The following is a 26,239-nucleotide window of genomic DNA, read 5'->3' on the forward strand; positions in this document are numbered from 1 at the left end:
CAAAGTGCTCGATCGAAATTGTTGTTTTTGTGCTTCGACAGCCTTGGGTGGTGCTTTATCGGTGGCGGCGTTCCTCCTCTTGCAGCAGGGCCTGCAAGGTATCCAGGCGGGCGCCTTCATAGGCGATCACCGTGCCTTGTTCAAACACGCGGCGCGACAGGCCGGTGAGTACGGCGCCGGGGGGTAGTTCGATTTGCAGGCGCACGCCGCGCTCATAGGCGCTTTGCACGGTGCCGCGCCAGTCGACGACGCGGCACATATTGAGGGCCAGGTCGTCGCGTAGCTGTTCCGGGTTGTGAATAGGCCGCGCGCGCGTGCTGCTCAGGTAGGTAATGCGCGGCGCCTTGAGCGTAACGAATGCCTCGGCCAGCTCCTGCGCCGGTTGCTCCAGCAGCGCGCAATGGGACGGCACGCTGACGGCCAGGCGTTTGGCGATGCCGTTGCCTTTGATGCGGCTGGCGACCTGCCTCATGGCGGCGTCGCTCCCGGCGATCACGGTTTGGTTGTCGGCGTTGATATTGGCCAGGTACACCGGGGTTTCGGGGCTGTGGATATCGGCCAACAGATGTTCGACTGTGGATAACTCCGGGCCAATCAGGGCGGTCATTCCGTAGCCCTGTGGATAAGCGTTTTGCATCAGCTCACCGCGCAGGCTGACCAGTTTGATTGCGTCGTTGAAGTCCAGCGCGCCTGCGATCACCGCCGCCGGATAGGCACCGATGGACAGGCCCGCGACATAATCCGGGGTGTGTTGCAGCAGGCGCGCGTGGGCCACGCCAGCGATCAGCAGGCAAAGCTGAACAGCGCGGGTATTCACCAGGGCTTGCGCCGAATCCAATGCGCGAACGTCCTCACCCAAGGCATCGCTGGCTTGCTCCAACACAGCGGCCGGCAACGCCTGGAGCATGCCTGGGCGTTGGGCGCCCTGGCCGGGGAAGACGAGAAGGCTGCTCATGCCACGGCCTGCCAGGGATCAAGCACGAGGTGCGCACCGCTGACGGTTTTGAGCAGCACACGGCGTGACCCGCTCGCCCATTCGCGCAAGGCGACTGCACCGAAAGGGGTTTGCAGTTGCAGGTCCACGGCGCACTCCGCCGTTTCAAGAATCGCCAGCAAATCTTCGGCATCACCTCGCGCCAATGGCTCGGGCGTGCGCACAATCAAATCCAGGTCGCTCTGGGCATGCAGCGCTTCGATACCCGTGGCCAGTTCGAAACCGGCGCTGCCAGTGACGCCCCAAGTTTCGTTCGCCAGCACCGTCTGCAGCGCCGCAAGTGCTCGCAGTGCGGGCAAGTTCCGTGGCGACACCACGGCGCGCAAAGCTTCCGGTACTACGCACCGCTGCACCGCCGCGAAGGGCATTTCAGCAGTAAGCCGCTGCTCACGCAAACGCCCGCGCACACCCACTGCAACCAGGCCCGGCTCGACGATGGCGCGACGCACCACCACCGGGTGACCGGCACCAATCACCTCCACTGCCCAGGCCGGCGCATCAGCAGGCAGGTGCGCCGGGGTCATGCCCCAGAGCAGGTCGTGCGCGTTCACCATTGTTCCCGCAGCAGTTGGCGAACATGGCTGGACGCAGCGCGATTGGTTGCACCAAGGCGCCCGCTCAAATCACTGCCCCCGATATCCTTGATCGCACTCACCAGGCAATCGCTGACGCGCGCCACGTCTTCCGCCGTTGGCTGTTCGATCTGGCTGACCGACAAGGTCTCCCAAAGCAAACCGAGGCTGGCATAACTGTCGATGTCATAGGCCATCGGCGGCACGCTGGCGGCCAAGGCTTCCAGTTCTTCGACACTGCGCAGGGTCACCCGCGCCGCCGACGCCTTGCCCATGGCGTGCACCATCACACCGGGGTCGCGCAGGGCGATCAGGCGGTTGGCCTGGTACCCGTGGGCGAGGAATGCACCGGACATGGCTTTACCTACCAGCAGCGCAATCACCGGATGCCCGGCCAGTCGCGCGCGGGCGTAGCTGTCAGCGGCGGCGGCCAGCGCCTGGTGGATGCCGAGGGCTTCTTCGCGACGGCCGTAGGCTTGGCTCGGCACATCGACGATGGCGATCAGCGGGCGTTTGTCGCCTTTCTCGATGGCTTCATCCACCGCCTTAGCGAGCCCCCAACCTTCCAGCAACCCGACTTCACCACTGCGTGCGCGGGGGAACCGATTGTGTTCGTCGGTGACCACGGCCAGAAAGCGCACGGCGTGTTCGCCCACTACGCCGTCGGCCACTTTCAGAGAATCCGGCAAACCCGAAACAGGCGTCGCGCCGACGCTCAATGCGTTGAACCACTGCAAACCTCTCATGAGCGTTCTCCTTGATACAGCTCGCGCACCGCCGCCGGGTCGATTTGCGGTGTGGTGTCCAATTCGGCCAGGCGCGCCAGGTAATATTCGGCCTGACGGCTGCGTTGCTGGGCGGGCAGGCCTTGTTCCAGCAGTGCGCTGACGGTCTGCTGAATCTGCGCCACATCGTCTGCCACATAACGGTCGGCCAGGCCGCTGTTGAAGCGCTGCTCACCGCCGGTAAGGCTCCAGATGAAAGGCCGGTCGCGGGAGTCATATTCTTCAAGCCCCGCTTCCTGTTCGATCACTTGCGGGCCATTCAGGCCCAGACGCGCTTCACGGGTGACCACGAGATAACTGCACAGCCCGGCCGCAATCGACATACCGCCAAAGCAACCGACACTGCCCGCCACCACGCCAACTACCGGCTGGTATTGGCGCAGGTCGACAATCGCCGCATGGATATCCGCAATCGCCGCCAGGCCCAGGTTGGCCTCCTGCAAGCGCACGCCACCGGTTTCCAGCAGCAGGATTGCGCGGGTCGGAATGCCCTTGCGATTGTCTTCAGCCGCCAGCTCCAGAGCGCCTGCGATTTTTGCACCGCCGACTTCACCCAGGCTGCCGCCCTGGAAATTGCCTTCGATCGCCGCGATCACCACCGGCAAGCCAGCGATGCAGCCCTTGGCGATCACCACGCCGTCATCGGCTTGCGGCACCACGCCTTGACGGCTGAGCCACGGCGACATAACGCGCTGGAACGGGTCGATCAATTCGCGATAGGAACCTGCATCCAGCAGCGCCTTGGCCCGCTGCCGCGCACCCAATTCAACAAAGCTGTGTTTAGCGAGCAAGTCAGTCATGACCAACCTCCTCGAAGCCTTGTTCCAGACGCAAACGCACCACGCCGGGGGTCGCGCCGAAATCGTGGATATCAATCTTCAACGCCGGTGGCGTCTGCTCCTGGAAGATGCGTTCGAACAGATGCTGCCAGCGTTGCTCGGCGCCCTTCACCGAAGTCTGCACCTGGATGGTCAGCGTGCCCGGCGTGCCTGGTTCCAGCAGCACTTCCAGGTCGCCCGAGCCGACACAACCCACCAGCGCGCGGCCTTTTGGCGGCTGCCCGGCGGGGAATTCAAAGGATAAGGTTTCCATCAAAACGCTCCGTCGAGACGATCGATAAACAGGCAGGCGGCCAACAGGTCAGCGGCGCCACCGGGGGAGGCATTCAGGGCCAGCAACTGGTTGTCCAGTTCGTGCAAGCTGCGACGCCCAGCGAGGCTTGCGCTGCCACCGGCGTCCAACACCTTTTGAGCGCCTTTTTGCATGGCGTTCAACCCCTCGATACCCGCGCGGTAGAGCACGCAGGTGTCGGCCAGGTCAGTCATGATCGCGAGCAAGGCATCCAGGCGAGCGTTCTGTTCGCCGGTATTTTGCTGACGGCTTTTGCGCAGTTGCGGCAGGCCACGTTGCATCACGGAGGGGAAGCCGAGTTGCGCTTCCTCGCGGGCGCCGCGGGCGCCGTAGCGTTGGGCAACCTGGGCGCCATGGCTCATGGGTTGGGGCGCGAAGCGGTCGTTGAGCAAGGCTAATCTGGCGGCGGTCAGCGTTATGGCGCGTGGTTCCAGAGCGGCGGCGGCGGTCAGCAAGCCGAGCGCCCAGATGGCACCACGATGGGTATTCACGCCGTTGGTGGTAGCGAGCATCGCCAACTCCCCTTCCCGGCCAATGCGCCCAAGGGCTTCGCGCAGGGGTAAACCGACCTCACCGAATTCGATAGCCGCCTCGGCCATCTCCTTGAACATCGGCCACAGCGACAGTGCCGAGGCGTGCATCAGGCCCAGGTGCAGATCGCTGTGGGCGCCGTTGCCACGCCGGTCCACCAACGCAGGTTTGGGTGACAGGTCCGCCTCGTCGATCAGCGCATCGACGGCCATATCCGCCAGGCGTTCAGCCAGGCTCAGTTCATGCAGTTTGAGGGCGCGCATTTACCAGCTCCTGAATTTGGCGGGCGGGTTGTACAGGCCACCGGACCACTCCACCAAGTCAGCCACGCTTTTGGCGGCCAACAGTTCGCGGGTGGCGTCGGTGCGACGGATGCCTAAGTCTTCGGGCAAGGCGATCAAGCCTTCGCGGCGCATGCGTGCGGTGTCCTTGGGGTTGTGGCGCATGCCAATGGCAGTCACCCCCGCAACGGCGGCGATCATCGCCTGGCGCTCCTCAAGGGAACGCGCCTTGTACAGGTAGGCAATGCCTTCTTCGGTGAGCAGGTGAGTCACGTCGTCGCCGTAGATCATGATCGGCGCCAGCGGCATGCCGCTTTTGCGCGCCACTTCCACCGCGTCGAGGGTGTCGACGAAGGTCGGTTTACCGCCTTCCTGGAAGGTCTCGACCATTTGCACGACAAGCTTTTTGCCGCGTTCTAGCAAAGCTTCCGGGGCGTCGCCGTGGCGCATATCGAGCCAGGCTGGCGTGCCATGGCGACGGCCGCGCGGGTCGTGCCCCATGTTCGGCGCGCCACCAAAACCGGCGAGGCGGCCACGGGTCACGGTGGAAGAATGGCCGTCGCCGTCGACTTGCAGGGTGGCGCCGATAAACAGGTCCACCGCGTATTGGCCGGCGAGTTGGCAGAACATCCGGTTGGAGCGCATCGAGCCGTCGCGTCCGGTGAAGAAAATGTCTGGCCGTGCGGCGATGTAGTTCTCCATGCCCAGTTCAGTGCCGAAGCAATGCACGCTTTCCACCCAACCGCTTTCGATGGCGGGGATCAGGGTTGGGTGCGGGTTGAGGGTCCAGTTGCGGCAGATCTTGCCCTTGAGGCCGAGGGATTCGCCGTAGGTCGGCAGGATCAACTCGATGGCGGCGGTGTTGAAGCCGATGCCATGGTTGAGCGACTGCACATTATGTTTTTCGTAGATGCCGCGGATCGCCATCATCGCCATCAGCACGTGGACTGGCTTGATGTGACGCGGGTCGCGGGTGAACAGCGGTTCGATGTAGAACGGCTTGTCGGCCACCACCACAAAATCCACCCAGCTCGCCGGGATGTCGACGCGGGGCAAGTCGGTGACGTCGTCGACCAACTGGTTGACCTGCACGATGACGATGCCATCGCTGAACGCGGCGGGCTCGATCAACGCCGGAGTGTCTTCGGTGCTGGCACCGGTGTAGATATTGCCGGCGCGGTCGGCCATGAAACCGGCGGAGAGCACCACGTTGGGGATCAGGTCCACCACCAGCCGTGCGTAGAGTTCGATATAGGTATGGATCGCACCGATTTCCAGCAGACCGTCTTCCAGCAGCTGGCTGATGCGCAGGGATTGGGTGCCAGCAAAGGAGAAGTCGAGCTTGCGTGCGATACCTTTTTCAAACAGGTCCAAGTGCTCGGAACGGCCGACACTGGGCATGATCATGTGCAAATCGTGGAGCTTGGCCGGGTCGGCCTTGGCCAGGGAGCGCGAGAGAAAATCCGCCTGCTTTTGGTTGTTGCCCTCCAGCACCACGCGGTCGCCGGGCAGGATCAGCGCCTCAAGCGCCTCGACGATCCTGTCGCTGGGCAACACCGCCCCGTCTGCGTATTTTTTGACCAGCCCGAGCCGCCGTTGCTTCTCGTCGCGCCGCCGCGTCCAGCGCGAGTCGGGGGTGATTGTTGTTGTCATGGTCGCTCCACGGAGGTTGCTGTCGTGGGGCTTACCTTAGGAGTGATCCGGAGGACCATCAATCAAGCTGGATGTTGGACTGTTACGTCTGGGTTAATGATAAGCCAATGAACGCGGGTTCAGGTTCTGCGCCACTCGACCCGGTGGAACCATAGGGTCCTGAACAATGCCAACGCCGCAAAAACGTGCAGCCCCAACACGGCTGCCCAACTCCAACTCCACAGGCCCGAGAGCGACTGCGCGTAAACCGGCAATAGCAACAAGAGCAGCGCCACCATCGCACAGGCCCCCAGTTGCTCCCAGTTTTTCAAGCGACTAGGATGGGACCCTATCGCGTAACCCAGCAATGCGCCCAGGCACACAAGCAGCAGGCTCAGCAGGTCATGCTCGCCGACGGGAGGCCACCCCAGCAGATTGAGAGGCAGGCAGACCGCGAACAACGTGAACGAGCAGATCGCGACATACACAAAGGCGTACTCAAGCGCATCCAGCAGACGATCACGGATAAACCCACGGGCCTGTTTGTCTTCATCCGGAGTCGGCCCCCGGGATATCGCAACCGCCAACAGACCTGACCCGAGACCACCCAGGGTCATGACCACTAAGTTGCTGACTACGCCCTTGATCGCCTTATCGTCATCGATCAGCTTGAGGCTTTCTAGATACATCAAAATAAACACCGCACCTGCGGAAGTGATTACGAACCCCCACAGCTTCCCACGATTGGACTGCACGTTCATGGTTACAGCCGCCGTGAGCACCAGCACCCCAAACCACATCAGCAACGCGCCAGTGAAACGGTTGAGGTCGTACATCCAGGCAAACCCATCCAAAAGCCACATTGCGTCGATCTTCTGTCGAAAAATTCCCCTCGCTATCGGCAGTGGAGCGGGGATCTTTACGATGGGGAAGCAAGTGTTCCGTGGCTCGTCGCAATTCCCCAAGACGTCCTCCCCACACTTTGACCCAGTCACCCCCACTGATAGCTAGCCAACAGGTCCTCCACATTTCCCAGCAAGGTAGTGCCGCCGTCAATCAAAATGTGGGAGCGGGCTTGCTCGCGAATGCGGTGGGTCAGTAATAGTTGCATGGACTGACACCCTGCCTTCGCGAGCAAGCCCGTTCCCACATTTGCCCGGTGTTGTTTGTTAGATAGCAGTCCCATTAAGGGACCGATCAGTCCCTTTTTGGGACCACCTCCGGCGACGGGCTGACTTGCTCCAACGCCCTTTCGACCAACAATTGTCCGAACTCAGCCATTTGCTGAATCCCCAGCATGACTGCGCGCTGGGAAGCGTCCAGATCGAAAGCCAGGTTGCAGGTGAGTGCGTTGAGGGAGGATAGGGTTTCGCTGGCATTGACCAGCAGGGTTTCGGTGTTTTGGGCGGGGTTTACAGTGAAGAGGGGCGGATTGGGGGGTAGGTTTGACCATGATTTACAGCTCCGATATGTGATGGAGACTGCCCTCTTTCACTTGCACGCAAATTAAGGTGGCAGCCGTGCGCAGGTGTGCAAGACCGGGCATATCGGACCCCGGCAGACCCCGAAGGATCTCCCACGCACAGCCGCCATAACAAATACAGCAGGCATAAAAAACGCCCGTTGGTTGGCTGGGCGTTTGCACGCCTAAACAGTTTCGTCGGACTTGCACGTCCGTGTCACCGTTTTTTGCGATGACGGGACGAAGACTAGGTGCGCTGACCGCACACGACAAGTTCACGCACTGCCCAAAATCTTGCAGGAAAAATCCGAAGCCAGCCGCTCTACAACTTCATGTCTATGCTCACAGCCCCCAAACCTTCAAGCGGATAGCTGCGGTACTCATAAACCTCACCACGAACAATGAGGTGGATGACGCCATCCTGCCGGATCACTTGAACATCCGGCGCGTTGGTTTTCAGAAAAGGATATTTCGAGACCAGCCCGGTAAGTATCTCCTGATCAGTATCCATGTCCTCATGAATGTAATACCTGTAGGAAAATCCGACCGTCGCACCACCCTGACCATCCCGAACCCCGTAGATCGACTTGCCGTTACTCAGAGAGTACTTGAGCACCACCTCATCCAACTCCGGCGCTCCAGGGCTCATCAGCCAACCAAAGCCCAAATAGCCCAGACACACCACCAACAGCCCATTGAGCAGACCTTGCACCATCCACTTAGTACCCTTGGGCCCTGGCATATTCGATACCCTCCTTTATCCAGTGCTGGTCACTATGATCGTCGCCATAAGGCGCATCACCCCACCAGTCTCCAAACTCTACCCGAGACGTACCCGCCGCTTTTTGCGCTGCTCCTGCCGCTCGTAACAACACACCCTCGGGAATACCCAACACCGTTCCGGTAACGCCATAGTTGAAGTTACCGAATGCCTCGTACTCACGGCTTTTCTGTTTATAGTCCCAAGGACCGCGCCCCCTGACCTGTGAGTAAAACCACGAATAGGTGAACGCCGAGCCCGGCTTAAGATGCATCCTACGGTTGTTGGCCAAGGCGATGTTGTCTTGCAGCGAAACGCCCGAAGGCATGGGAGGGACGGCCATTTGCGAATCCTTGCTGATGGGGTTGAGCGATAAAAACTAGCACTCAAAAATCAGTAAAAATACGGAGGTGAGACTTACAGAAATTTCAGACACGCTATCAGTCCGAGCCCTACATTGATGGCGCACGATAAGGAACGATCAAACAAAAGCGGCGGTAGGTTTTGGGGCCGCTTCGCGCCCCAGCGGGAGCAAGCTCCCTCGCCACAAAAGAGGTATGCAGGAAGCGGTTTGCGCGGATTGAGTGAATATCTGAGACGAGCGCAATCCAGTGTGGGAGCGGGCTTGCTCGCGAATGCGGACTGACAGTTGATACTTGTGTAGCTGACCCACCGTATTCGCGAGCAAGCCCGCTCCCACATTTTGATCTCCACAGGGTTTGAGGGTGGAGGCTCAGGCCAGGCCGGACTCTACCAATAGCGCTTCAAGCCCCATCAAATCCGGCACCTTCGCCACATGTTCCCCCACTTGCACCGCCGCCAACTCCAGCGGGCACAGCGGCACATCCACGTAGCTCAACTCGCTGTCGAGCTTGTAGGAGCGCGGAATCCCCTGGATCACCAGCGCAATAAACTTCAATGTCGGCCGGCCGCCCAAGGCATTCAACACCACAATCCGTGAGCGTTCGCCGGTCACACTGGCTTCACCGCACACCGCTTCAAAGCTGATCAATGGGATTTGCCGGTCCCGCCACGTCACTTGCCGCAAATACCACGGCGGCGCATCGCTGGCCGGTTCGCCGCGCTGGAAGTCGATCAACTCGGCGATGGCGACGTTGGGCAGCACCAGGTGGCGGTCGGCCAGGGGCAGGAGCAGGCCGGTGAGTTGGCTGGTGCGGTGGTCAAGCATGGGACTTGCTCCAGTAGGCGATGCTTTCCAGCAGCACCGACTCTTGATACGGCTTGCCGAGGTAGTCATTCACGCCGATGGCCATGGCGCGGTCGCGGTGTTTCTGGCCGGTGCGCGAGGTGATCATGATGATCGGCAGGCGCATCAGCCGCGGGTCATTGCGCACCTGGGTCGCCACTTCGAAGCCGTCCATGCGCGGCATTTCGATGTCGAGCAGCATCAGGTCCGGGGTGTGTTCTTCAAGCACAGCGAGCGCGTCGATGCCGTCTTTGGCAGTGAGCACGTTCATGCCGTTGCGCTCCAGCAGGCGACTGGTGACTTTGCGCACGGTAACCGAATCGTCCACCACCAACACCAGCAGCGGGCGCTTTTTCAGGGGGTCGTTGAGGATCAGCGGCACGTCAGCCGCTTGAGCCGGCAACGCGGGTTGACGGGCGCGGATAGGTGCCAGCAAGTCGATGATCAATACCACACGCCCATCGCCCAGAATCGTCGCGCCGGACAAGCCCTGTACACCTGCAAACTGCGGGCCGAGCCCCTTGACCACGATTTCCCGCGTGCCGGCCATGGCGTCCACATGGATGGCAACGCGCCGCTCATTGCACTGCACCAACAGCACCGGCACCGGCTGGTACTGGCCTAACAGTTTCGGGCGGCTGACGGTCTGCAACAAGTCGCCGAGATAGAACAACTCATGGCGCTGGCCGGCGTACTCATAACACGGCGGATCCTGCTGATAGTGCCCGGCCAACTCATGCGGCAGCACGCGCACCAGGCCTTCGATGGTGTTGAGCGGGATCGCGTATTGATCGTCCGCACACTGCACCATCAGCGCGCGGTTGACCGACACGGTAAATGGCAGGCGAATGCGGAAATGCACACCCTCGCCCGGCGTCGAGTCAATGACCATCGAGCCACCCAACTGACGCACTTCCTCATGCACCACGTCCATGCCCACGCCGCGCCCGGAAATCTGGGTGATCTTCTCCGCCGTGGAGAACCCAGGCTGCAGGATGAACTGCAACACGTCGCGGTCGCTGATCTCTTGATTGGGGTCGAGCAAGCCACGCTTGATCGCCTTGCGCCGCACCGCTTCCAGCGGCACACCGGCACCGTCGTCACGCATGTCGAAGACAATGTCGCCGCCTTCATGGGTCAGGTCCAGGGTGATGCGACCCTTTTCCGGCTTGCCGGCCAGCAGCCGCACATCGCGGGGTTCCAGGCCATGGTCGACGGCATTGCGCAGCATGTGTTCCAGCGGCGCCGCCATGCGCTCCAGCACGTTGCGGTCCATCTCGCCCTCGGCGTTGCCGACGATGAACTCCACGTCCTTGCCCAACTCGCCCGCCACCTGGCGCACGATGCGCTTGAGGCGCGGCAGCATGCGTTCGAACGGCACCATGCGCGTGCGCATCAGGCCTTCCTGCAACTCGGTGTTGATGCGGGCCTGTTGCTGCAACAGGTCGTGCGCATCCTCGTTGCGGCGCTCAAGGGTGTCCTTGAGGTCGAGCAGGTCGGAGGCGGATTCGGACAGCGCACGGGACAGCTGCTGCAACTGCGAATGGCGGTCCATTTCCAGCGGGTCGAATTCTTCGTAGCCCAGGCGTTCGGCCTCGGCTTGCTGACGGCTGAGGATGCGGCCCTGGGTTTCGGTGTCGAGACGGCGCAGTTGATCGCGCATGCGTTCGATCGTGGTTTCCACTTCCGTCAGGGCAATGCGTGCGTCGTTGACTTGCTGCTCGATTCGGCCACGGAAGATCGAGGTTTCACCGGCCAGATTGACCAAGTCGTCGAGCAGCTCGGCGGAGATTTTCACCATGTCGGCCGCCGGGTCGACGACTGCTTCCGTCTTGCCGGCTGGCAACGCCACGGGCGTTACCGGCTCTACGTTTGGGTGCACCAGGCCTTTGATGCGTTCGATGAGTTTGTCCACCGAGCCTACAGGCAGGCCATCCGCCACAGCGTCGATCATCTGCGCCAGGCGGTCATGGCAACCTTGCAGCAACGCGAACAGCTCCGCAGAGGGCGCGAGCAAGCCGGCGGACAGGCCCTCGTAGAGAAATTCCAGCTCATGGGCCAAGTCGCCAATGGGCGCAATTTCGACCATGCGTGCGCCGCCCTTGAGGGTGTGCAAGTCGCGCAGCAAAGTTTCCACTTCCTGTCGATTACCGGGCTCGGCCTGCCAGCGCAGCAATGCGCTGCCTGAGCTGTCGAGAATGTCGGCGGCTTCTTCGAGGAAAATATCCAGTAATTCAGGATCAGCGCCCGACGCTTGAGGCGCCTCGGCCGGTGCGGAAGGTGTGCTGTTCTGGCGGAACTCACGCAACGGGGCGATCAGCTCATTGGCATCGCTCAGGGGCTGGTGCTGTTGCAGTTCTTCAAGCTGCAAGGCCAGCCGCTCATGACTGGCCATCAGCAACAGGGACAGCTCGGGGGAGTAGCTGTAGCGGCGGTCCACCAACCCTTCGTACAGGCACTCCAGCTCATGGGCCAAGTCACCCACCGGCCCGATTTCGGCCATGCGCGCACCGCCCTTGAGGGTGTGCAAATCGCGCTGCAACGACGACAACGGTGCGGCGCTGTCGGGCTCCAGCAACCAGCGTTTGAGCGACTGCCCGGCGCTGTCGAGGATGTCCACGGCTTCTTCGAGGAATATTTCGACAATCTCGTCGTCTATCGCCGTTTCATGCTCCAACTGCTGCGTGGCGGCGCCCAGCTCGGAAATGCTCAGCGTGCGGCTGCCGTCGCTTTTGATCAGGCCGGTGGCGGACGGATCGAGGGCTTCGTCCAGCAGACCGCGCAGGGCGTGGACCCGTGCCGGGGCCGGGCTGACTTCCTGGCCGGCGGCCAACTGGTCGAGCATGCTGATCAGCGCTTCATGGGCTTGCTCAGCTTCTTGGAAAAACCGCTCGCTGACGGCCAGGCTGCTCTCTTCCACGGCACCATAGAGGTCGAGCAGGGCTTCGCAGAGTTCGTCGATGGCGTGCAGGTCGGCAACGTGCGCGCCCTCCCCCAACGTGGTCAATTCGTCCAGCAGCGCGGTGAGTTCCTGGCGCTCGCCGGGGTGCTCTTGCCAGCGGCGCAGCAGGCTTTCGGCGTCGAGCAGGATGTCCATGCCCTGGGCCAGAAAGTTGGCGATCAGTTGCGGGTCACGCTTGATGTGCAAGCCGGTACTCGGCGCGTCGAGCAGTGCTTCGAGCTGGTGATCCAGCAGGCGTTGGGTGCGGCTGATCAAGTCCTCTGCGCCTTTGATCGGCGCCAAGGGATCGCTGCCCAAATCACGCAGCCCGCGTTGGAACAGGTCTTCGGCTTCCAGCAACAACTCCACTTCGTCCAGGTCCAGCGGCAGGCGGTGAGCTTTATATTCGCGGGTCAGGTGGTCGAGGGGGCGCACCAGTTCGGCGATGGGCAACACGCCGGCCATGTAGGCGCTGCCCTTAAGGGTATGCAAGGCGCGTTGCAGCTCATCGCTGACTTGCAGCGGCACATGCTCGGCAGCCTGTTGCAGGAAGTGGTTGAGGCTGTCCAGATGGCTTTGGGCTTCGTTGCGGAAGATCTCCAGCAACATCGGGTCGTGGGACTCTGCGACCGGCGCTTGCGTACCGCTGGCGAAGGCGTGGGCACGTGCAGCCAGGGCGTCGACTTCATCGCGCTGGTGTTGGTCGTCGGTGGCGAAGTCGGCGATCAGCTCCGGCAGCAAGGCCACCGCTTCATCAAGCACCTGTTGCACCTCGGGGCCCAGGACAACGCTGCGTTCCAGCACGCGGTTGAGCAAGTTTTCCACGGCCCAGGCCAGCTCCGCCAGGACCAAGGCGCGCACCATGCGGCCACTGCCTTTGAGGGTATGGAAAGCACGGCGCATTTCGCCCTGGGCGGTTTTGTCGGTGCTGTTGGGCAGATTGCGGTGCAGCGCCTCGAGGACTTCGTCGGTTTCTTCGAGGAAGACTTCGCGCAGCTCATCGTCGATGGGTTCTTCATCGGCCGGTGGCGGCAACAGGCTGCCGGGGCGTTGCAGGGCCGGCGGGTTCAGGCGCGACGTTGGACTGGCCAGTGCATCGAACTGGGACTGGCTGGGCGTTATCTCACCCGAGAGTGCGCCATCCGGTGCAGCCAAGGCTTGGCGCCAGGGCTTCTCGGCGGGCAGGTAACCCAGTGCGGCCAGGCCTTGGGTGGCCAGTTCCAGCACCCGTTCGCCGACGGCGTCCGGGTCTTGGAGCATACGTTCGAGGTAGTACTCCAGGCTGCTGATCACGTCAGCAAAATGCGCAAGCTGCATCTCGGACGGCGGCGCATCGGTGCCCATCAATTGCTCGTCGACGTAATCAGTGCATCCGCGCATCAGGCTCGCCGCGCGGGGCAGCGGGATCATCGCAAGGGCGCCGCGCACCTGACTCAGCAGTTCCGGTAGGGACTCAAGGCGCTGGCGGTCCCAGTCGGCTTCGATGCAGTCGATCACCAGTTCCTTGGCTTGCTTGAGGCACTGGCAGGACTCGCGGATCACCAGTTGGTGGATCTGGGTCAGGTCGGTAGTCGGCAGGCGGCTTTCTTCGCGGCTTTCCGGCTCGACGGTACCGACCATGCCGGCCAGTGTGGCTTCGACATAGAGCAAGGCTCCAGCGACGTCCATCAACACGGCATCGTTGGGCTCGCGCTGACCTTGAGCCAGGCTCAGCACCACAGCAAGCTGGTCGATGATGACTTTGCGCGGTTGGCCGAAGCCCAGCACGGCCAAGGTGTCGGCGATCTGCCGCAGCGGCGCGAGCAGCGCATCCAAGTCATTGGTGTGCTGGCGGTCGCTGCGTACGAACAAGTCGAGGCGTTCTTTTACCCGTACCAACTCCTCACACAACGCGCCGAGTACCGAGCCCATCGCATTGCGATCCGGCCCGGCCAGGCGGGCGCGCTCGGCGTCGACCACCGCGCTGTCAGGCAAGGCCTCATCCAAACCGTAGCGTTCCTTGAGGCTTTGCATGCGCGGCGTCGGTCGGGTGACCTTGGCGACATAGAACAGCAAGCTTTTGAGCAACTCATCCGGCGCCGGCTGGTTGACCCCGCCGATCCCCTGGGCGAGCAGGCGCTTGAGCTGTTTGTCGCTGGCCTTGAGCAAGCTGCGCAGGGCCGGGCTGTTGGCGATCACACCGGTGAGCATCCCTTCGACCAAGGCCGAGGTGACTTGCCACAGTGGCAACAGCGGCGCGCCCTGGCACAACGCTTCAAGACGCGCGAACACTCGCGCCATGTCTTCCAGGTTGCTTGGGCCGTGGTCTTCGCGCAACAAACCCGCCAAGGCTTGTTGCAGCAGTTGGTGCCACCGGCGCAGTTGCTCTTTCAGGTCAGGCGCCGCGCGTTGCGCCAGCGTTTCGTCGGGCAGCGGCGCAATCGACAGCAGTTGCGGGCTGAACAGGCTGGTCTCCGACAGCAGGCTTTCGCCGCGTGCGCTGCGCAGGTCGTTGAGCAGCGGCAACACCACCAGCGGCAGGTCGCGTCGGGCGCTGTGCACACGCTCCAGATACAGCGGCAATTGGTTGAGGGCCTGTTGCAGCAGACGGATGCTTTCATCGTGCTGGCTGACGCGCCCGGCTTGCAGGGCCAGGGCGAGTTCTTCGATTTCCTCAGCCAGCAGCGCTGCGCCGTAGAACTCGACCATTAGCAGCGCGCCATGCACCTGGTGGATGCCGGCCAGGCACTCGCTTATTGCGTCGCCGTCAGTGGTTTCGACATACGCGTCCAGCGCCGAACGGGCCTGTTTCAGGGTTTCGGCAATGTCGCCCTTGACCCATTCGAGGGCCACGTAGTCGTGCCGATCAACCATAACTGCTCCGCTTAGAATTCGTGGGTTGCTGGTGCTGCCAAGAACAATGGAGATCAACTGTGGTGTTCTTTAGAAAGCATTTCAATCGTCGACTTGCTTGGGGGGCGGGAGGGTGAAACCCGACACCGACCGGCGCAACTGGCTGGCCATTTTTGCCAGGTTACCGATACTTTCGGCCGTAGCCGTGGAGCCCGACGAGGTCTGCGTAGTGATCTGCTGAATCACATTCATCGTCAGCGAAATCTGCCCCGCCGACGAGGTCTGTTGCTGCGCCGCGTTGGATATGCTCTGGATCAGCGCCGCCAGGGTCTTCGACACGCCTTCGATTTCTTCCAGCGCCACCCCGGCGTCTTGCGCCAGCCGCGCGCCGCGCACCACTTCGGTGGTGGTCTGCTCCATGGAGATTACCGCCTCATTGGTATCGGCCTGGATCGCGCGCACCAGGGTTTCGATCTGCCGGGTCGCGGCCGACGAACGTTCGGCCAGGCGCTGAACTTCATCCGCCACCACGGCAAAGCCGCGCCCTGCATCCCCAGCCATGCTCGCCTGGATCGCGGCATTGAGCGCGAGGATGTTGGTCTGGTCGGCAATGTCGTCGATCAGGCTAACGATGTCGCCAATCTCCTGGGACGATTCGCCCAGGCGCTTGATGCGCTTGGCGGTGTCCTGGATCTGCTCGCGAATGTTGTCCATGCCGTGGATGGTGTTGTGCACCACCTCGTTGCCTTTGTTGGCAATCTCCACCGAACGCTCCGCCACTGCCGACGATTCGGCGGCGTTGGCCGAGACCTGATCGATGGACTGGGCCATCTGGTTGATCGCGGTGGAGGCTTCGGCGATCTGCTGGGCCTGATGCTCCGACGCCTGGGCCAGGTGCATGGCGGTGGCCTGGGTATCCTGCACCGCTCCGGCGACTTGCCCGGCGGTGAGGTTGATGGTGGCGACGAGATCGCGCAACTGATCCACGGAATAGTTGATGGAGTCGGCGATGGTACCGGTGAAGTCTTCGGTCACCGATGCGGTCACCGTGAGATCGCCGTCGGCCAAGTCTTCGATTTCATCCAGCAGACGCATGATTGCGTTCTGGTTGCGCTCGTTCTTCTCGGCGGTTTCATGCAGTTGACGGTTGGTCTCTCGCACCATCACCAGGCCGATCAGGATGATCGAGGTCAGCGCCAGCAAGCCCAGCACATAGCCACCGATGGTGTCCAAGCTGCGCCCATCGGCGAGATTTTCAAACCCGGTGGCCAGGTGTGAGGCTTCATCGAGCAGGGTTTGCGACAAGTTGAAGATGTTGCTCGCCGATGCGCGCACTTGGAACAGTTGCGGCGAGGTCTCAAGAATTTCATCCACGGAGCCGGAGACAAACTCAAACAGCTCGGCAATTTCCGCCAGCCGCGCGCGGGCGTCGCGGTCTTCGACCTGGGTGATGCGCAGGCCGGGGTTGCCCTGGAGCATGCCGTTGAGCACCTGCCCAAATCGGTTGGCATCGCGGCCAAAGGCGTCGGCGGCCTGCGCGGCGGTTTCGTCGCCGGCGAGCACGGTGTTCACCGCCCCCAGGATACGTTCAGCCAGCAATGACTGGCGCTGGGCCAACGCCACTTGGCTGGCCGGGGCGCCACGTTGCAGCAGGATGTCGACGACCTTTTCCGACTCGATCTGCAATTGCGGCACGGTCTCGGCCAGCGTCGCGGCAACTTGATGCAACGACAGCACGGTCTGTTCGCTGGCGAGAATCGCATCGGTATTTTTCAGCAGCGCCTCCCAGTCGGTCTGTACGGCGCGCATTTCGGCACGTACCGCACTGGGCGCGGCGGGCAGCCCGGTTTGCGGGTCGCCTTTTTTCAGGTAGCCCCAGCGCTGGGCGAAATCGTTGCGCGCCTCGCCCAACAGCTTGAACGCAGCCGCCTTGCCGGCGGCGGCTTCGGTGGCGTTCTTGGCAATGCGCTGGGACAGCACGCGCAATTCACCGGCGTGGCCGATGTACTGTTTGTCATAGGTCGACTGGGTGTTGAGGTACGCAAAGTTGGCGAACAGCAACATGATGAACACGATCAGTGCAATAAACAGCACGATGATCTGCGAGCGGCTGCGCGAGCCGGCCTGGGGTTTGGGCGTGGTGGCGGTGGTCATGCGGCAACGTCCATGAAGCCTGGGGCCTGGGCCAGGGCGAAGGGGCTGAAAACCTGCCACTGCTGGTCGCCGTCGAACCAGCCTTGGATATACGGTGCGTCGGGTGCGGCGTTCGCCAGCCACGCGTCTTGTGCAAAATGCTGCATCCCCACCACCTCGTCCACCAGCAGCCCGACAAACAGGTCGTTACATTCCACCACCAACACCCGCCGCTGTTTGCGCGCCTTGGACAGTTCAAGGCCGAGGAACCCACCCAGGTCCATCACCGGCAATAATCGCCCACGCAGATTAGCCACGCCTTTGACCCAGGCCTTGACCCCGGGCATTAAAGTGCAACGCGGCTCATGCAGGACTTCGGCGACTTCACCCATGGGCGCCACATACCAGTGCTGCCCCAGGCGAAAGCCGATACCGCTCCAACGTTGCAGGCGGGTTTCCTGGGACGGCAGGTCGGCGGCCAGCAGGCGGCAGCGGCGGTCGATGTCCAGCAACAGCTCAAAGGCGGTTTGCGACTCGGTCATGATGACGTGCCGTCAGCCGGCCAGCACCTTGTTCAGGGTGGCGATCAGGGTTTCTTCATCCACCGGCTTGGTCAGGTAATCCTTGGCGCCCTGGCGTGCCCCCCAGATCTTGTCGGTTTCCTGGTCCTTGGTGGTGATGATGATGATCGGGATGCCGTTGGTTTCCGGCTCCTTGGACAGCTGGCGCGTGGCCTGGAAGCCATTGAGGCCCGGCATCACGATGTCCATCAGCACGGCGTCGGGTTTTTCCTGGCGGGCCAGAGCCACGCCGTCCGCACCGTTTTCAGCCTTGAGGACTTGGTGGCCATGCTTTTCCAGCATGCCGGTGAGTTTGTACATTTCGGTCGGCGAATCGTCGACGATCAGAACACGTGCCATGGTTTTCCCCACTACATAGGTGGACACCGGCCCTTGTGAGGCGGTGTCAGTGTGCTTGTTCTACTGCGGCGAAGGCAGGCACGTAGGCCTTGATTGCGCCCAGCAGTTCTTCCTTGCTGAAAGGTTTGGTCAAAAACTGATCGACACCCACGGTACGGCCCTTGGCCTTGTCGAACAGGCCGTCCTTGGAGGACAACATGATCACCGGGATCGACTTGAACGCCGGGTTGTTCTTCACCAGCGCGCACGTCTGATAGCCATCCAGGCGCGGCATCATGATGTCGACAAAAATAATGTGCGGGTGATGATCAACAATCCGGGCCAGGGCATCAAAACCGTCGATGGCCGTGATGACATCGCACCCCACGTTCTTCAACAGGGTCTCGGCGGTGCGGCGGATCGTCTTCGAATCGTCGATCACCATCACTCTCAAGGCGTTGGATTGCTGTTCCATATCTGCTCTGCCATCGCCACAGCGAATCGGTTTTCGGTGTGTACTGCCTGATGTTGCACAGGATGAACGCCGCAAGCCTTGGAATTCAAGGGCTGCTGCGCTGTGGCAGTCTTTTTAGCACAGTCTCCGGGCGCAATCTATCGAGCAACCGGCCGGGTGGTTTTTCCTTGACCCACAACAGCCGCAGCGCCACTCTGACGCCACTTTTGTGTGCCCTTATTTGCTAGAGGAAATCCCCCATGAGCGTTCGCGTCGGCATTGTCATGGACCCTATCGCCAGCATTTCCTATAAAAAGGACAGCTCGCTGGCCATGCTCCTGGCCGCCCAGGCCCGCGGTTGGACGTTGTTCTATATGGAGCAGCGCGATCTTTACCAGGGCGACGGCGAAGCCCGCGCACGCATGCGCCCGCTGCAGGTGTTTGCCAACCCGCAGAAGTGGTTCGAGCTGCAAGATGAAATCGACAGCCCGTTGAGCGATCTGGACGTGATCCTGATGCGCAAGGACCCGCCGTTCGACATGGAATTCGTGTACTCCACCTACCTGCTGGAGCAGGCCGAACGCGCTGGCGTGCTGATCGTCAACAAGCCGCAGAGCCTGCGCGACTGCAATGAAAAGCTGTTCGCCACGCTGTTCCCGCAGTGCACGCCGCCGACCGTGGTCAGCCGCCGCGCCGATGTGCTGCGTGAATTTGCCGCCAAACATGGCGATGTGATTCTCAAGCCGTTGGACGGCATGGGTGGCACCTCGATCTTCCGTCACCGCGCGGGCGACCCGAACCTGTCGGTGATCCTGGAAACCCTGACCGCCCTGGGCACCCAGCAGATCATGGGCCAGGCCTACCTGCCGGCGATCAAGGACGGCGACAAGCGCATCCTGATGATCGACGGCGAGCCGGTGGATTACTGCCTGGCGCGTATCCCGGCAGCCGGCGAAACCCGTGGCAACCTGGCGGCCGGTGGGCGCGGCGAAGCACGGCCTTTGTCGGACAAGGACCGTTGGATCGCCTCCCAAGTCGGTCCAACGCTGCGTGAAAAGGGCTTGCTGTTTGTCGGCCTGGACGTGATCGGTGAGAACCTGACTGAAATCAACGTCACCAGCCCGACCTGTATCCGCGAGATCGACAATGCATTTGGCACGAACATCGGCGAAATGCTGATGGCCGCCATTGAGCGCAAGCTACAAGCCAAGTGACATAGAACAGCCGGACACATACCAACATTGCGTTATCATGCGCCACCTGTGAAACGCGCGATGTTGGTTTTTTTGTCATGACACTCCCGTCCGAACTGCCCCCCGAACTCTCCCATAGCGGCGTGCGCCCGGCTGATCGGCTCGGATTTACCCTGTTCCTGGCGGCCTTGATTCACCTGGCCCTGATCCTCGGCGTGGGGTTCACGATGGTCGAACCCAAGCAGATCAGCAAAACCCTGGAAATCACCCTCGCCACGTTCAAGAGCGAAAAGAAGCCCGAGAAGGCCGACTTTCTCGCCCAGGACAACCAGCAAGGCAGCGGCACCCTGGACAAGAAAGCCGTGCCCAAGACCACCGAAGTGGCGCCGTTCCAGGACAACAAGGTGAATAAAGTCACCCCGCCGCCGACGCCTAAGCCCGAGGTCAAGCAAGCCGCACCCAAGCCTGCGGTGACTACTGTCGCACCCAAACCGCAAAAAGCCCCGACCCAGCGCGAAAAGGCCAAGACCGAACCCACGCCCGAGCCCGTAAAGCCAGCACCGACCTTCGACAGCTCGACCCTGTCCGACGAAATCTCCAGCCTCGAAGCCGAACTGGCCAACGAACAGCAGCTGTACGCCAAGCGCCCGCGCATCTACCGGCTAAACGCCGCCTCGACCATGCGCGACAAAGGTGCCTGGTATAAGGACGAGTGGCGCAAGAAGGTCGAGCGCATCGGCAACCTCAACTACCCCGAAGAAGCCCGACGCCAGCAGATTTACGGAAATTTGCGACTATTGGTATCAATCAACCGTGACGGCACGCTATATGAAGTGCAGGTTCTGGAGTCCTCCGGCCAGCCATTGCTGGACCAGGCTGCCCAGCGCATCGTGCGCCTGGCGGCACCGTTTGCCCCGTTCAGTGGGGATTTGAACGACGTCGACCGCCTGGAAATCATCCGCACCTGGAAGTTCGCCAAGGGCGATCGGCTTTCCAGCAATTGATGACAATTGCCGGATGCGGCACATCCCCACCTTGTCAGTTCGCCCCTCCAACGCCACACTAGCGGACATGAAAAATGTCAGCCCGACCTACCTCAAGCACCAATTCCTGATCGCCATGCCCCATATGGCCGACCCGAACTTTGCGCACACCTTGACCTACATTGTCGAGCACACGGCCAATGGTGCTATGGGACTCGTGGTAAACCGCCCGCAAGAGCTGAACCTGGCGGATATCCTCGAACAACTGCGACCAGACGTCGACCCGCCGGCCCGTTGCCAGGACGTGCCGATCTACATCGGCGGGCCGGTGCAGACCGATCGCGGTTTTGTACTGCACCCCACCGGGCCGAAGTTCCAGGCCACGGTTGATCTGGAAGGCGTGTCGCTGTCGACCTCTCAGGACGTGTTGTTCGCCATCGCTGACGGCGCTGGCCCCGAGCAAAGCGTGATCACCCTGGGCTATGCGGGCTGGGAAGCCGGGCAACTGGAGGCTGAGTTGGCGAGCAATGCCTGGCTGACCTGCCCCTTTGACGCCGACATCCTCTTCAACACCCCCAGCGAACTGCGCCTGGAAGCCGCGGCGGCGAAGCTGCGGGTCAACCTCAGCCTGCTGACCAGCCAGGCGGGGCACGCCTGATGGCCTTGCGTCTGATCCTCGGCTTTGACTACGGCACCAAGCAGATCGGCGTAGCCGTCGGCCAGGTGATTACCGGGCAGGCCCGCGAGCTGTGCACCCTCAAGGCCCAGAACGGTATCCCGGACTGGAGCCAGGTCGAGGCCCTCATTAAAGAGTGGAAGCCCGACGCCGTGGTGGTCGGCTTGCCTTTGAATATGGATGGCACGCCCAGCGACATGTGCCTGCGCGCCGAAAAGTTCGCACGCCGCCTCAATGGCCGCTACAACATCCCCTTCTATACCCACGACGAGCGCCTGACCACTTTTGAAGCCAAGGGCGAGCGGCGCGACCGTGGCGGGCAGAAAGGCAGCTACCGCGACAACCCCGTGGACGCCATTGCCGCCGCCCTGCTGTTGCAGGGTTGGCTGGACGAAAACACTGCTTTATTTGAATCCTGACTGACGCGGCTTGCCGCGTCTTTTTACGTTTACGCCCGGACCTTGCCCCCGCCAAGGCCTTGAAGGAGCCACCATGAGCTTGCCGAACCCCGCCGAACTGATCAGCCAGATGGCCAAAAGCCTCACGACCCATCTGCAACACCGCGCCATCAGCGAACCGCGTTTCATCGGCATTCGCACGGGCGGTGTGTGGGTGGCTCAGGCACTGCTGGAGGCGCTCGGCAGCGATTCGCCCCTGGGCACCCTGGACGTGTCCTTCTACCGCGATGACTTCAGCCAGAACGGCCTGCACCCGCAAGTACGCCCCTCGGCCCTGCCCTTCGAGATCGAAGGCCAGCATCTGGTGTTGATCGATGACGTGCTGATGAGCGGCCGCACCATTCGCGCCGCCCTGAACGAACTGTTCGACTACGGCCGCCCGGCCAGCGTGACCCTGGTGTGCCTGCTGGACCTGGAAGCCGGCGAATTGCCGATCAGCCCGGATGTGGTCGGCGCCACACTGTCGCTGGAAGCCCACCAGCGGGTAAAATTGTCCGGTCCCACGCCGCTCGAACTCGAACTGCAAGACCTTGCCCTTTAAACCGCCTTGTACAGAGTCCCCGCGATGACGCCTCTAGATGCCAAGCGCCCGCTGCAGCTCAATGCTCAGGGCCAGTTGCAACATTTCTTGTCCCTCGACGGTTTGCCCCGCGAACTGCTCACCGAAATCCTCGACACCGCCGACTCGTTCCTCGAAGTCGGCGGCCGCGCGGTGAAGAAGGTCCCGCTGCTGCGCGGCAAGACCATCTGCAATGTGTTCTTCGAGAACTCCACGCGCACCCGTACCACCTTTGAGCTGGCCGCCCAGCGACTGTCGGCCGACGTAATCACGCTGAACGTGTCGACCTCGTCGGCGAGCAAGGGCGAAACCCTGCTCGACACCCTGCGCAACCTGGAAGCCATGGCCGCCGACATGTTCGTGGTGCGCCACGGCGATTCCGGCGCTGCGCACTTCATCGCCGAGCACGTGTGCCCGCAGGTAGCGATCATCAACGGCGGCGACGGCCGTCACGCCCACCCGACCCAGGGCATGCTCGACATGCTCACCATCCGTCGGCACAAGGGCAGCTTTGAAAACCTCTCGGTGGCCATCGTCGGCGACATCCTGCACTCGCGGGTGGCGCGCTCGAACATGCTGGCCCTGAAGACCCTGGGTTGCCCGGACATCCGCGTGATTGCACCGAAAACCCTGCTGCCGATCGGTATCGAGCAGTATGGCGTGAAGGTCTACACCGACATGACCGAAGGCCTCAAGGACGTGGACGTGGTGATCATGCTGCGCCTGCAACGCGAGCGCATGGCCGGCGGCCTGCTGCCGAGCGAAGGTGAGTTCTACCGCCTGTTCGGCCTGACCACCGCGCGCCTGGCCGGTGCCAAGCCGGATGCCATCGTGATGCACCCGGGCCCGATCAACCGCGGGGTGGAGATTGAGTCGGCGGTGGCCGACGGCAACCAGTCGGTGATCCTTAACCAGGTGACCTACGGCATCGCCGTGCGCATGGCGGTGTTGTCCATGGCCATGAGCGGACAAACCGCGCAACGTCAATTCGAGCAGGAGAACGCCCAGTGAAGCTCAGCATTCTCGGCGCCCGAGTCATCGATCCAGCCAGTGGCCTGGATCAAGTTACCGATCTGCATCTGGAAGCCGGCAAGATCATCGCCATTGGCGCTGCCCCTGCTGGCTTCAGCGCGGTTGAAACCATCGACGCCAAAGGCCTGGTGGCCGCGCCTGGCCTGGTGGACCTGAACGTCGCCCTGCGCGAGCCGGGTTACAGTCGCAAGGGCAACATCATCAGCGAAACCCGCGCCGCTGCGGCCGGTGGCGTGACCAGCCTGTGCTGCCCGCCGCATACCAAGCCAGTCCTGGACACCTCGGCGGTGACCGAACTGATCCTCGACCGCGCCCGCGAAGCCGGCAATTGCAAAGTGTTCCCCATTGGCGCCCTGAGCAAAGGCCTGGACGGCGAACAACTCGCCGAGCTGATCGCCCTGCGCGACGCCGGTTGCGTAGCCTTTGGCAACGGTTTGGAGAGCTTTCGCAGTACCCGCACCCTGTGCCGCGCCCTGGAGTACGCAGCCACCTTCGACCTGACGGTGATCTTCCACTCCCAGGATCGCGACCTGGCCGAAGGCGGCCTGGCCCATGAAGGCGCCGTGGCCAGCTTCCTCGGTTTGCCGGGCATTCCGGAAACCGCCGAAACCGTGGCCCTGGCCCGTGACCTGCTGCTGGTGGAACAAAGCGGCGTGCGCGCGCACTTCAGCCAATTGACCAGCGCACGCGGTGTCGCCCTGATCGCCCAGGCCCAGGCCCGTGGCTTGCCGGTGACGGCGGATGTGGCGTTATATCAGCTGATTTTGACCGATGAGGCGCTGATCGACTTCTCCAGCCTGTACCACGTGCAACCGCCGCTGCGCACCCGTGCCGACCGTGAGGGTTTGCGCGCGGCGGTGAAGTCGGGTGTGATCTCGGCGATTTCAAGCCACCACCAGCCCCACGAGCGCGATGCCAAGCTGGCACCGTTCGGCGCGACAGAGCCGGGTATCAGCAGCGTTGAGCTGTTACTGCCGTTGGCGATGACGCTGGTGGAAGAGGGTTTGCTGGACTTGCCGACATTGCTCACACGACTGAGCGCCGGCCCGGCCGAGGCATTGCGCTTGCCGGCGGGTAAGTTGGCGGTAGGTTCGGCGGCGGACTTGGTGCTGTTTGATCCGGCCAGCTCCACGGTAGCTGGGGAGCACTGGCTGTCCAAAGGTGAGAATTGCCCGTTCATCGGGCATAGCCTGCCGGCGACGGTGCGCTACACCTTGGTGGATGGGCGGATCAGCTACCAGGCCTGACGCTGGCCTAGGGGTGGGCACAGTAAGTGTGGGAGCGGGCTTGCTCGCGAATGCGGTGGATCAGTCAGCATATTCGTTGGCTGACACACCGCTTTCGCGAGCAAGCCCGCTCCCACATTTGGCTTTGTATCGACCTCTAGGGACTTATCGCCCGTTATTGCGCTCCGCATTCCGAATCGAAATCTGCGTATTCAGCGTCCAGAAGTCATACAGCACGCCCACCAGGAACAAACCGCCGGTCAGCAGGTAGATCAGGCCGGAGATCCATTTGCCCTGATACATACGGTGCACGCCAAATACGCCCAGGAACGCCAACAGGATCCAGGCCACGTTGTATTCGATAGGCCCGGCGGTAAAACGCAGGTCCGCTTCACGGTCCATGGCCGGGATCAGGAACAGGTCGATCAGCCAGCCAATCCCCAGCAAGCCCAAGGTGAAAAACCAGATCGTGCCGGTCACCGGCTTGCCGTAATAGAAGCGATGCGCGCCGGTAAAACCGAAAATCCACAACAGGTAACCGATCACCTTGCTGTGGGTGTCTTGTTGCTGGCCAATCTGTTGATAGGTGTTCATCGCGTACCTCTTTTGCCTCGATAGAAAAAAATTTTCACTTTCTTTGTGACTTTTTTACAGGCGCCCGACGTACGGCAAATGGTATCTTCCCTGCCCTGAAAGCCTTATGCCACCTGCCTTGTGTAGGACAATTGCGGCGAATCGTCGCGTTTTTCCTGATTTTGACGTCAAGGTTCAGTCGACAAACGGCCTGAGAACGACACTAAAACCTGTTATAAAGTTGCGCGCAAACCCATAAGAGCCACGCCTAATGCGACCATTTTTCAAGACATGGCTAACCATTTGCCTATTAATGCCACTGGCCGCCCACGCCACCAATCGTGAGCAACGACTTCCTAACGTTAACGGTTTCACCCCTAAAGTCCACAGCACGCCAGGTACTACCAAGTCGGTAAAGCTGACTGTCAACCGCCCGACTCAACTGAGCAAGGCCCACAACGGCAAAGCAGTACCGGGCCTGGTAGGCGTCAACACCAAGCAGAGCAGCACCGTCCTCAGCCGCGCCGTCAACGTGCTCGGTACTCCTTATCGTTGGGGCGGTAGCAGCCCAAGTAAAGGGTTCGACTGCAGTGGTTTGGTGAAATATGCGTTTAATGATGTTGCAGCGGTGGACTTGCCGCGCACGTCCAATGCCATGGCCGCCGGCCACGGGCAGAAGGTTGATCGCAAGGACCTGAAACCGGGTGACCTGTTGTTCTTCAAACTGAAGAGCCGCCAGGTGAACCACGTTGCCATCTACCTGGGCAATGACCGTTTTATCCACGCACCGCGCCGTGGCAAATCGGTGAGCATCGACACGCTGAAAAAGCCGTTCTGGGATAAGAACTACGTGATTGCCAAGCGGGTTCTGCCGAAAGAGCAGAACAACTTGCGGATCGTTCAGCGCTAAGTTCAATGCCACCAG

The 26,239-nt window shown here is 61.7% G+C and carries 25 protein-coding genes and 1 pseudogene; 8 read left to right on the plus strand and 18 right to left on the minus strand.

Going from position 1 to position 26,239, the window contains the following annotated elements:
- Positions 1-55 precede the first annotated feature (55 nt).
- The 17 genes and pseudogenes from mdcH to pilG form a co-directional block, all read right to left on the minus strand.
- Positions 56-955 carry a malonate decarboxylase subunit epsilon gene (gene mdcH / locus BFP95_RS10310; RefSeq protein ID WP_065871925.1) on the minus strand — a complete coding sequence of 300 codons (900 nt, stop codon included), beginning with the start codon at positions 953-955 and terminating at the stop codon, positions 56-58.
- Complete coding sequence (locus tag BFP95_RS10315; RefSeq protein ID WP_065909987.1) at positions 952-1,548, minus strand: malonate decarboxylase holo-ACP synthase; 597 nt, start codon at positions 1,546-1,548, stop codon at positions 952-954. Before BFP95_RS10315 ends, mdcH begins: the two co-directional genes overlap by 4 nt.
- A complete protein-coding gene (gene mdcE, locus BFP95_RS10320; protein ID WP_065871927.1) occupies positions 1,542-2,312 on the minus strand; it encodes a biotin-independent malonate decarboxylase subunit gamma in 771 nt (256 codons plus the stop codon). Before mdcE ends, BFP95_RS10315 begins: the two co-directional genes overlap by 7 nt.
- Entirely contained in the window at positions 2,309-3,151 is an 843-nt protein-coding gene (locus tag BFP95_RS10325) for a biotin-independent malonate decarboxylase subunit beta (protein WP_065909988.1), read from the minus strand. The genes mdcE and BFP95_RS10325 overlap by 4 nt, the downstream gene beginning before the upstream one ends.
- The gene (locus tag BFP95_RS10330) at positions 3,144-3,443 is read right to left on the minus strand and encodes a malonate decarboxylase subunit delta (RefSeq protein WP_065871929.1); all 300 of its coding nucleotides are present in this window, start codon (positions 3,441-3,443) and stop codon (positions 3,144-3,146) included. The genes BFP95_RS10325 and BFP95_RS10330 overlap by 8 nt, the downstream gene beginning before the upstream one ends.
- Positions 3,443-4,276 carry a triphosphoribosyl-dephospho-CoA synthase gene (locus BFP95_RS10335; protein WP_065909990.1) on the minus strand — a complete coding sequence of 278 codons (834 nt, stop codon included), beginning with the start codon at positions 4,274-4,276 and terminating at the stop codon, positions 3,443-3,445. Before BFP95_RS10335 ends, BFP95_RS10330 begins: the two co-directional genes overlap by 1 nt.
- Positions 4,277-5,947 (minus strand): malonate decarboxylase subunit alpha, encoded by a 1,671-nt coding sequence (mdcA, locus tag BFP95_RS10340; RefSeq protein ID WP_065871931.1) that lies wholly within the window; start codon positions 5,945-5,947, stop codon positions 4,277-4,279.
- 119 nt (positions 5,948-6,066) lie between these two features.
- Positions 6,067-6,789, minus strand: coding sequence for a hypothetical protein (locus BFP95_RS10345; RefSeq protein ID WP_065871932.1), 723 nt, complete (start codon positions 6,787-6,789; stop codon positions 6,067-6,069).
- A gap of 334 nt (positions 6,790-7,123) precedes the next feature.
- Positions 7,124-7,379: pseudogene (locus BFP95_RS30020) on the minus strand (DUF6124 family protein).
- A gap of 331 nt (positions 7,380-7,710) precedes the next feature.
- Positions 7,711-8,103 carry a hypothetical protein gene (locus tag BFP95_RS10360; RefSeq protein WP_371913952.1) on the minus strand — a complete coding sequence of 131 codons (393 nt, stop codon included), beginning with the start codon at positions 8,101-8,103 and terminating at the stop codon, positions 7,711-7,713.
- 4 nt (positions 8,104-8,107) lie between these two features.
- Positions 8,108-8,491 carry a polymorphic toxin type 44 domain-containing protein gene (locus tag BFP95_RS10365; protein ID WP_065891354.1) on the minus strand — a complete coding sequence of 128 codons (384 nt, stop codon included), beginning with the start codon at positions 8,489-8,491 and terminating at the stop codon, positions 8,108-8,110.
- Between the two features lie 390 nt (positions 8,492-8,881).
- Positions 8,882-9,337, minus strand: coding sequence for a chemotaxis protein CheW (locus tag BFP95_RS10370; RefSeq protein ID WP_010207210.1), 456 nt, complete (start codon positions 9,335-9,337; stop codon positions 8,882-8,884).
- Positions 9,330-15,149 carry an Hpt domain-containing protein gene (locus tag BFP95_RS10375; protein ID WP_065909994.1) on the minus strand — a complete coding sequence of 1,940 codons (5,820 nt, stop codon included), beginning with the start codon at positions 15,147-15,149 and terminating at the stop codon, positions 9,330-9,332. The genes BFP95_RS10370 and BFP95_RS10375 overlap by 8 nt, the downstream gene beginning before the upstream one ends.
- A gap of 81 nt (positions 15,150-15,230) precedes the next feature.
- Positions 15,231-17,282, minus strand: a complete 2,052-nt coding sequence (locus tag BFP95_RS10380; RefSeq protein ID WP_065871937.1) for a methyl-accepting chemotaxis protein — start codon at positions 17,280-17,282, stop codon at positions 15,231-15,233.
- Positions 17,279-17,803 carry a chemotaxis protein CheW gene (locus BFP95_RS10385; RefSeq protein ID WP_065871938.1) on the minus strand — a complete coding sequence of 175 codons (525 nt, stop codon included), beginning with the start codon at positions 17,801-17,803 and terminating at the stop codon, positions 17,279-17,281. The genes BFP95_RS10380 and BFP95_RS10385 overlap by 4 nt, the downstream gene beginning before the upstream one ends.
- 12 nt (positions 17,804-17,815) lie before the next feature.
- Positions 17,816-18,181 (minus strand): twitching motility response regulator PilH, encoded by a 366-nt coding sequence (gene pilH, locus BFP95_RS10390; RefSeq protein ID WP_014720320.1) that lies wholly within the window; start codon positions 18,179-18,181, stop codon positions 17,816-17,818.
- Between the two features lie 46 nt (positions 18,182-18,227).
- Positions 18,228-18,635: a twitching motility response regulator PilG gene (gene pilG / locus BFP95_RS10395; RefSeq protein ID WP_049711119.1), complete on the minus strand. Its 408-nt coding sequence runs from the start codon at positions 18,633-18,635 to the stop codon at positions 18,228-18,230.
- A gap of 239 nt (positions 18,636-18,874) precedes the next feature.
- Between pilG and gshB the strand changes: the two genes are divergently transcribed.
- The 7 genes from gshB to BFP95_RS10430 all read left to right on the plus strand — a co-directional run bounded on the left by gshB (position 18,875) and on the right by BFP95_RS10430 (position 24,762).
- Positions 18,875-19,828 carry a glutathione synthase gene (gene gshB / locus BFP95_RS10400; RefSeq protein ID WP_065909995.1) on the plus strand — a complete coding sequence of 318 codons (954 nt, stop codon included), beginning with the start codon at positions 18,875-18,877 and terminating at the stop codon, positions 19,826-19,828.
- Positions 19,829-19,905: 77 nt separating this feature from the next.
- On the plus strand, positions 19,906-20,811 hold the full coding sequence (locus tag BFP95_RS10405; protein WP_065871940.1) for an energy transducer TonB: 906 nt from the start codon (positions 19,906-19,908) through the stop codon (positions 20,809-20,811).
- Between the two features lie 67 nt (positions 20,812-20,878).
- Positions 20,879-21,448 carry a YqgE/AlgH family protein gene (locus BFP95_RS10410; protein ID WP_065909996.1) on the plus strand — a complete coding sequence of 190 codons (570 nt, stop codon included), beginning with the start codon at positions 20,879-20,881 and terminating at the stop codon, positions 21,446-21,448.
- A complete protein-coding gene (gene ruvX, locus BFP95_RS10415) occupies positions 21,448-21,885 on the plus strand; it encodes a Holliday junction resolvase RuvX (RefSeq protein ID WP_065909997.1) in 438 nt (145 codons plus the stop codon). Before BFP95_RS10410 ends, ruvX begins: the two co-directional genes overlap by 1 nt.
- Before the next feature lie 73 nt (positions 21,886-21,958).
- Positions 21,959-22,465, plus strand: coding sequence for a bifunctional pyr operon transcriptional regulator/uracil phosphoribosyltransferase PyrR (gene pyrR, locus BFP95_RS10420; RefSeq protein WP_065909999.1), 507 nt, complete (start codon positions 21,959-21,961; stop codon positions 22,463-22,465).
- A gap of 24 nt (positions 22,466-22,489) precedes the next feature.
- A complete protein-coding gene (locus tag BFP95_RS10425; RefSeq protein WP_025857712.1) occupies positions 22,490-23,494 on the plus strand; it encodes an aspartate carbamoyltransferase catalytic subunit in 1,005 nt (334 codons plus the stop codon).
- Entirely contained in the window at positions 23,491-24,762 is a 1,272-nt protein-coding gene (locus BFP95_RS10430) for a dihydroorotase (protein WP_065910001.1), read from the plus strand. Before BFP95_RS10425 ends, BFP95_RS10430 begins: the two co-directional genes overlap by 4 nt.
- A 144-nt stretch (positions 24,763-24,906) precedes the next feature.
- Here the strand turns inward: BFP95_RS10430 and BFP95_RS10435 are convergent, their stop codons facing one another.
- On the minus strand, positions 24,907-25,335 hold the full coding sequence (locus tag BFP95_RS10435) for an NINE protein (protein ID WP_065871944.1): 429 nt from the start codon (positions 25,333-25,335) through the stop codon (positions 24,907-24,909).
- A gap of 250 nt (positions 25,336-25,585) precedes the next feature.
- Between BFP95_RS10435 and BFP95_RS10440 the strand changes: the two genes are divergently transcribed.
- A complete protein-coding gene (locus BFP95_RS10440; RefSeq protein ID WP_065871945.1) occupies positions 25,586-26,224 on the plus strand; it encodes a C40 family peptidase in 639 nt (212 codons plus the stop codon).
- Positions 26,225-26,239 lie beyond the last annotated feature (15 nt).

It is taken from the genome of Pseudomonas sp. 58 R 12 (assembly GCF_900005865.1).
GTDB lineage: Bacteria > Pseudomonadota > Gammaproteobacteria > Pseudomonadales > Pseudomonadaceae > Aquipseudomonas > Aquipseudomonas tritici.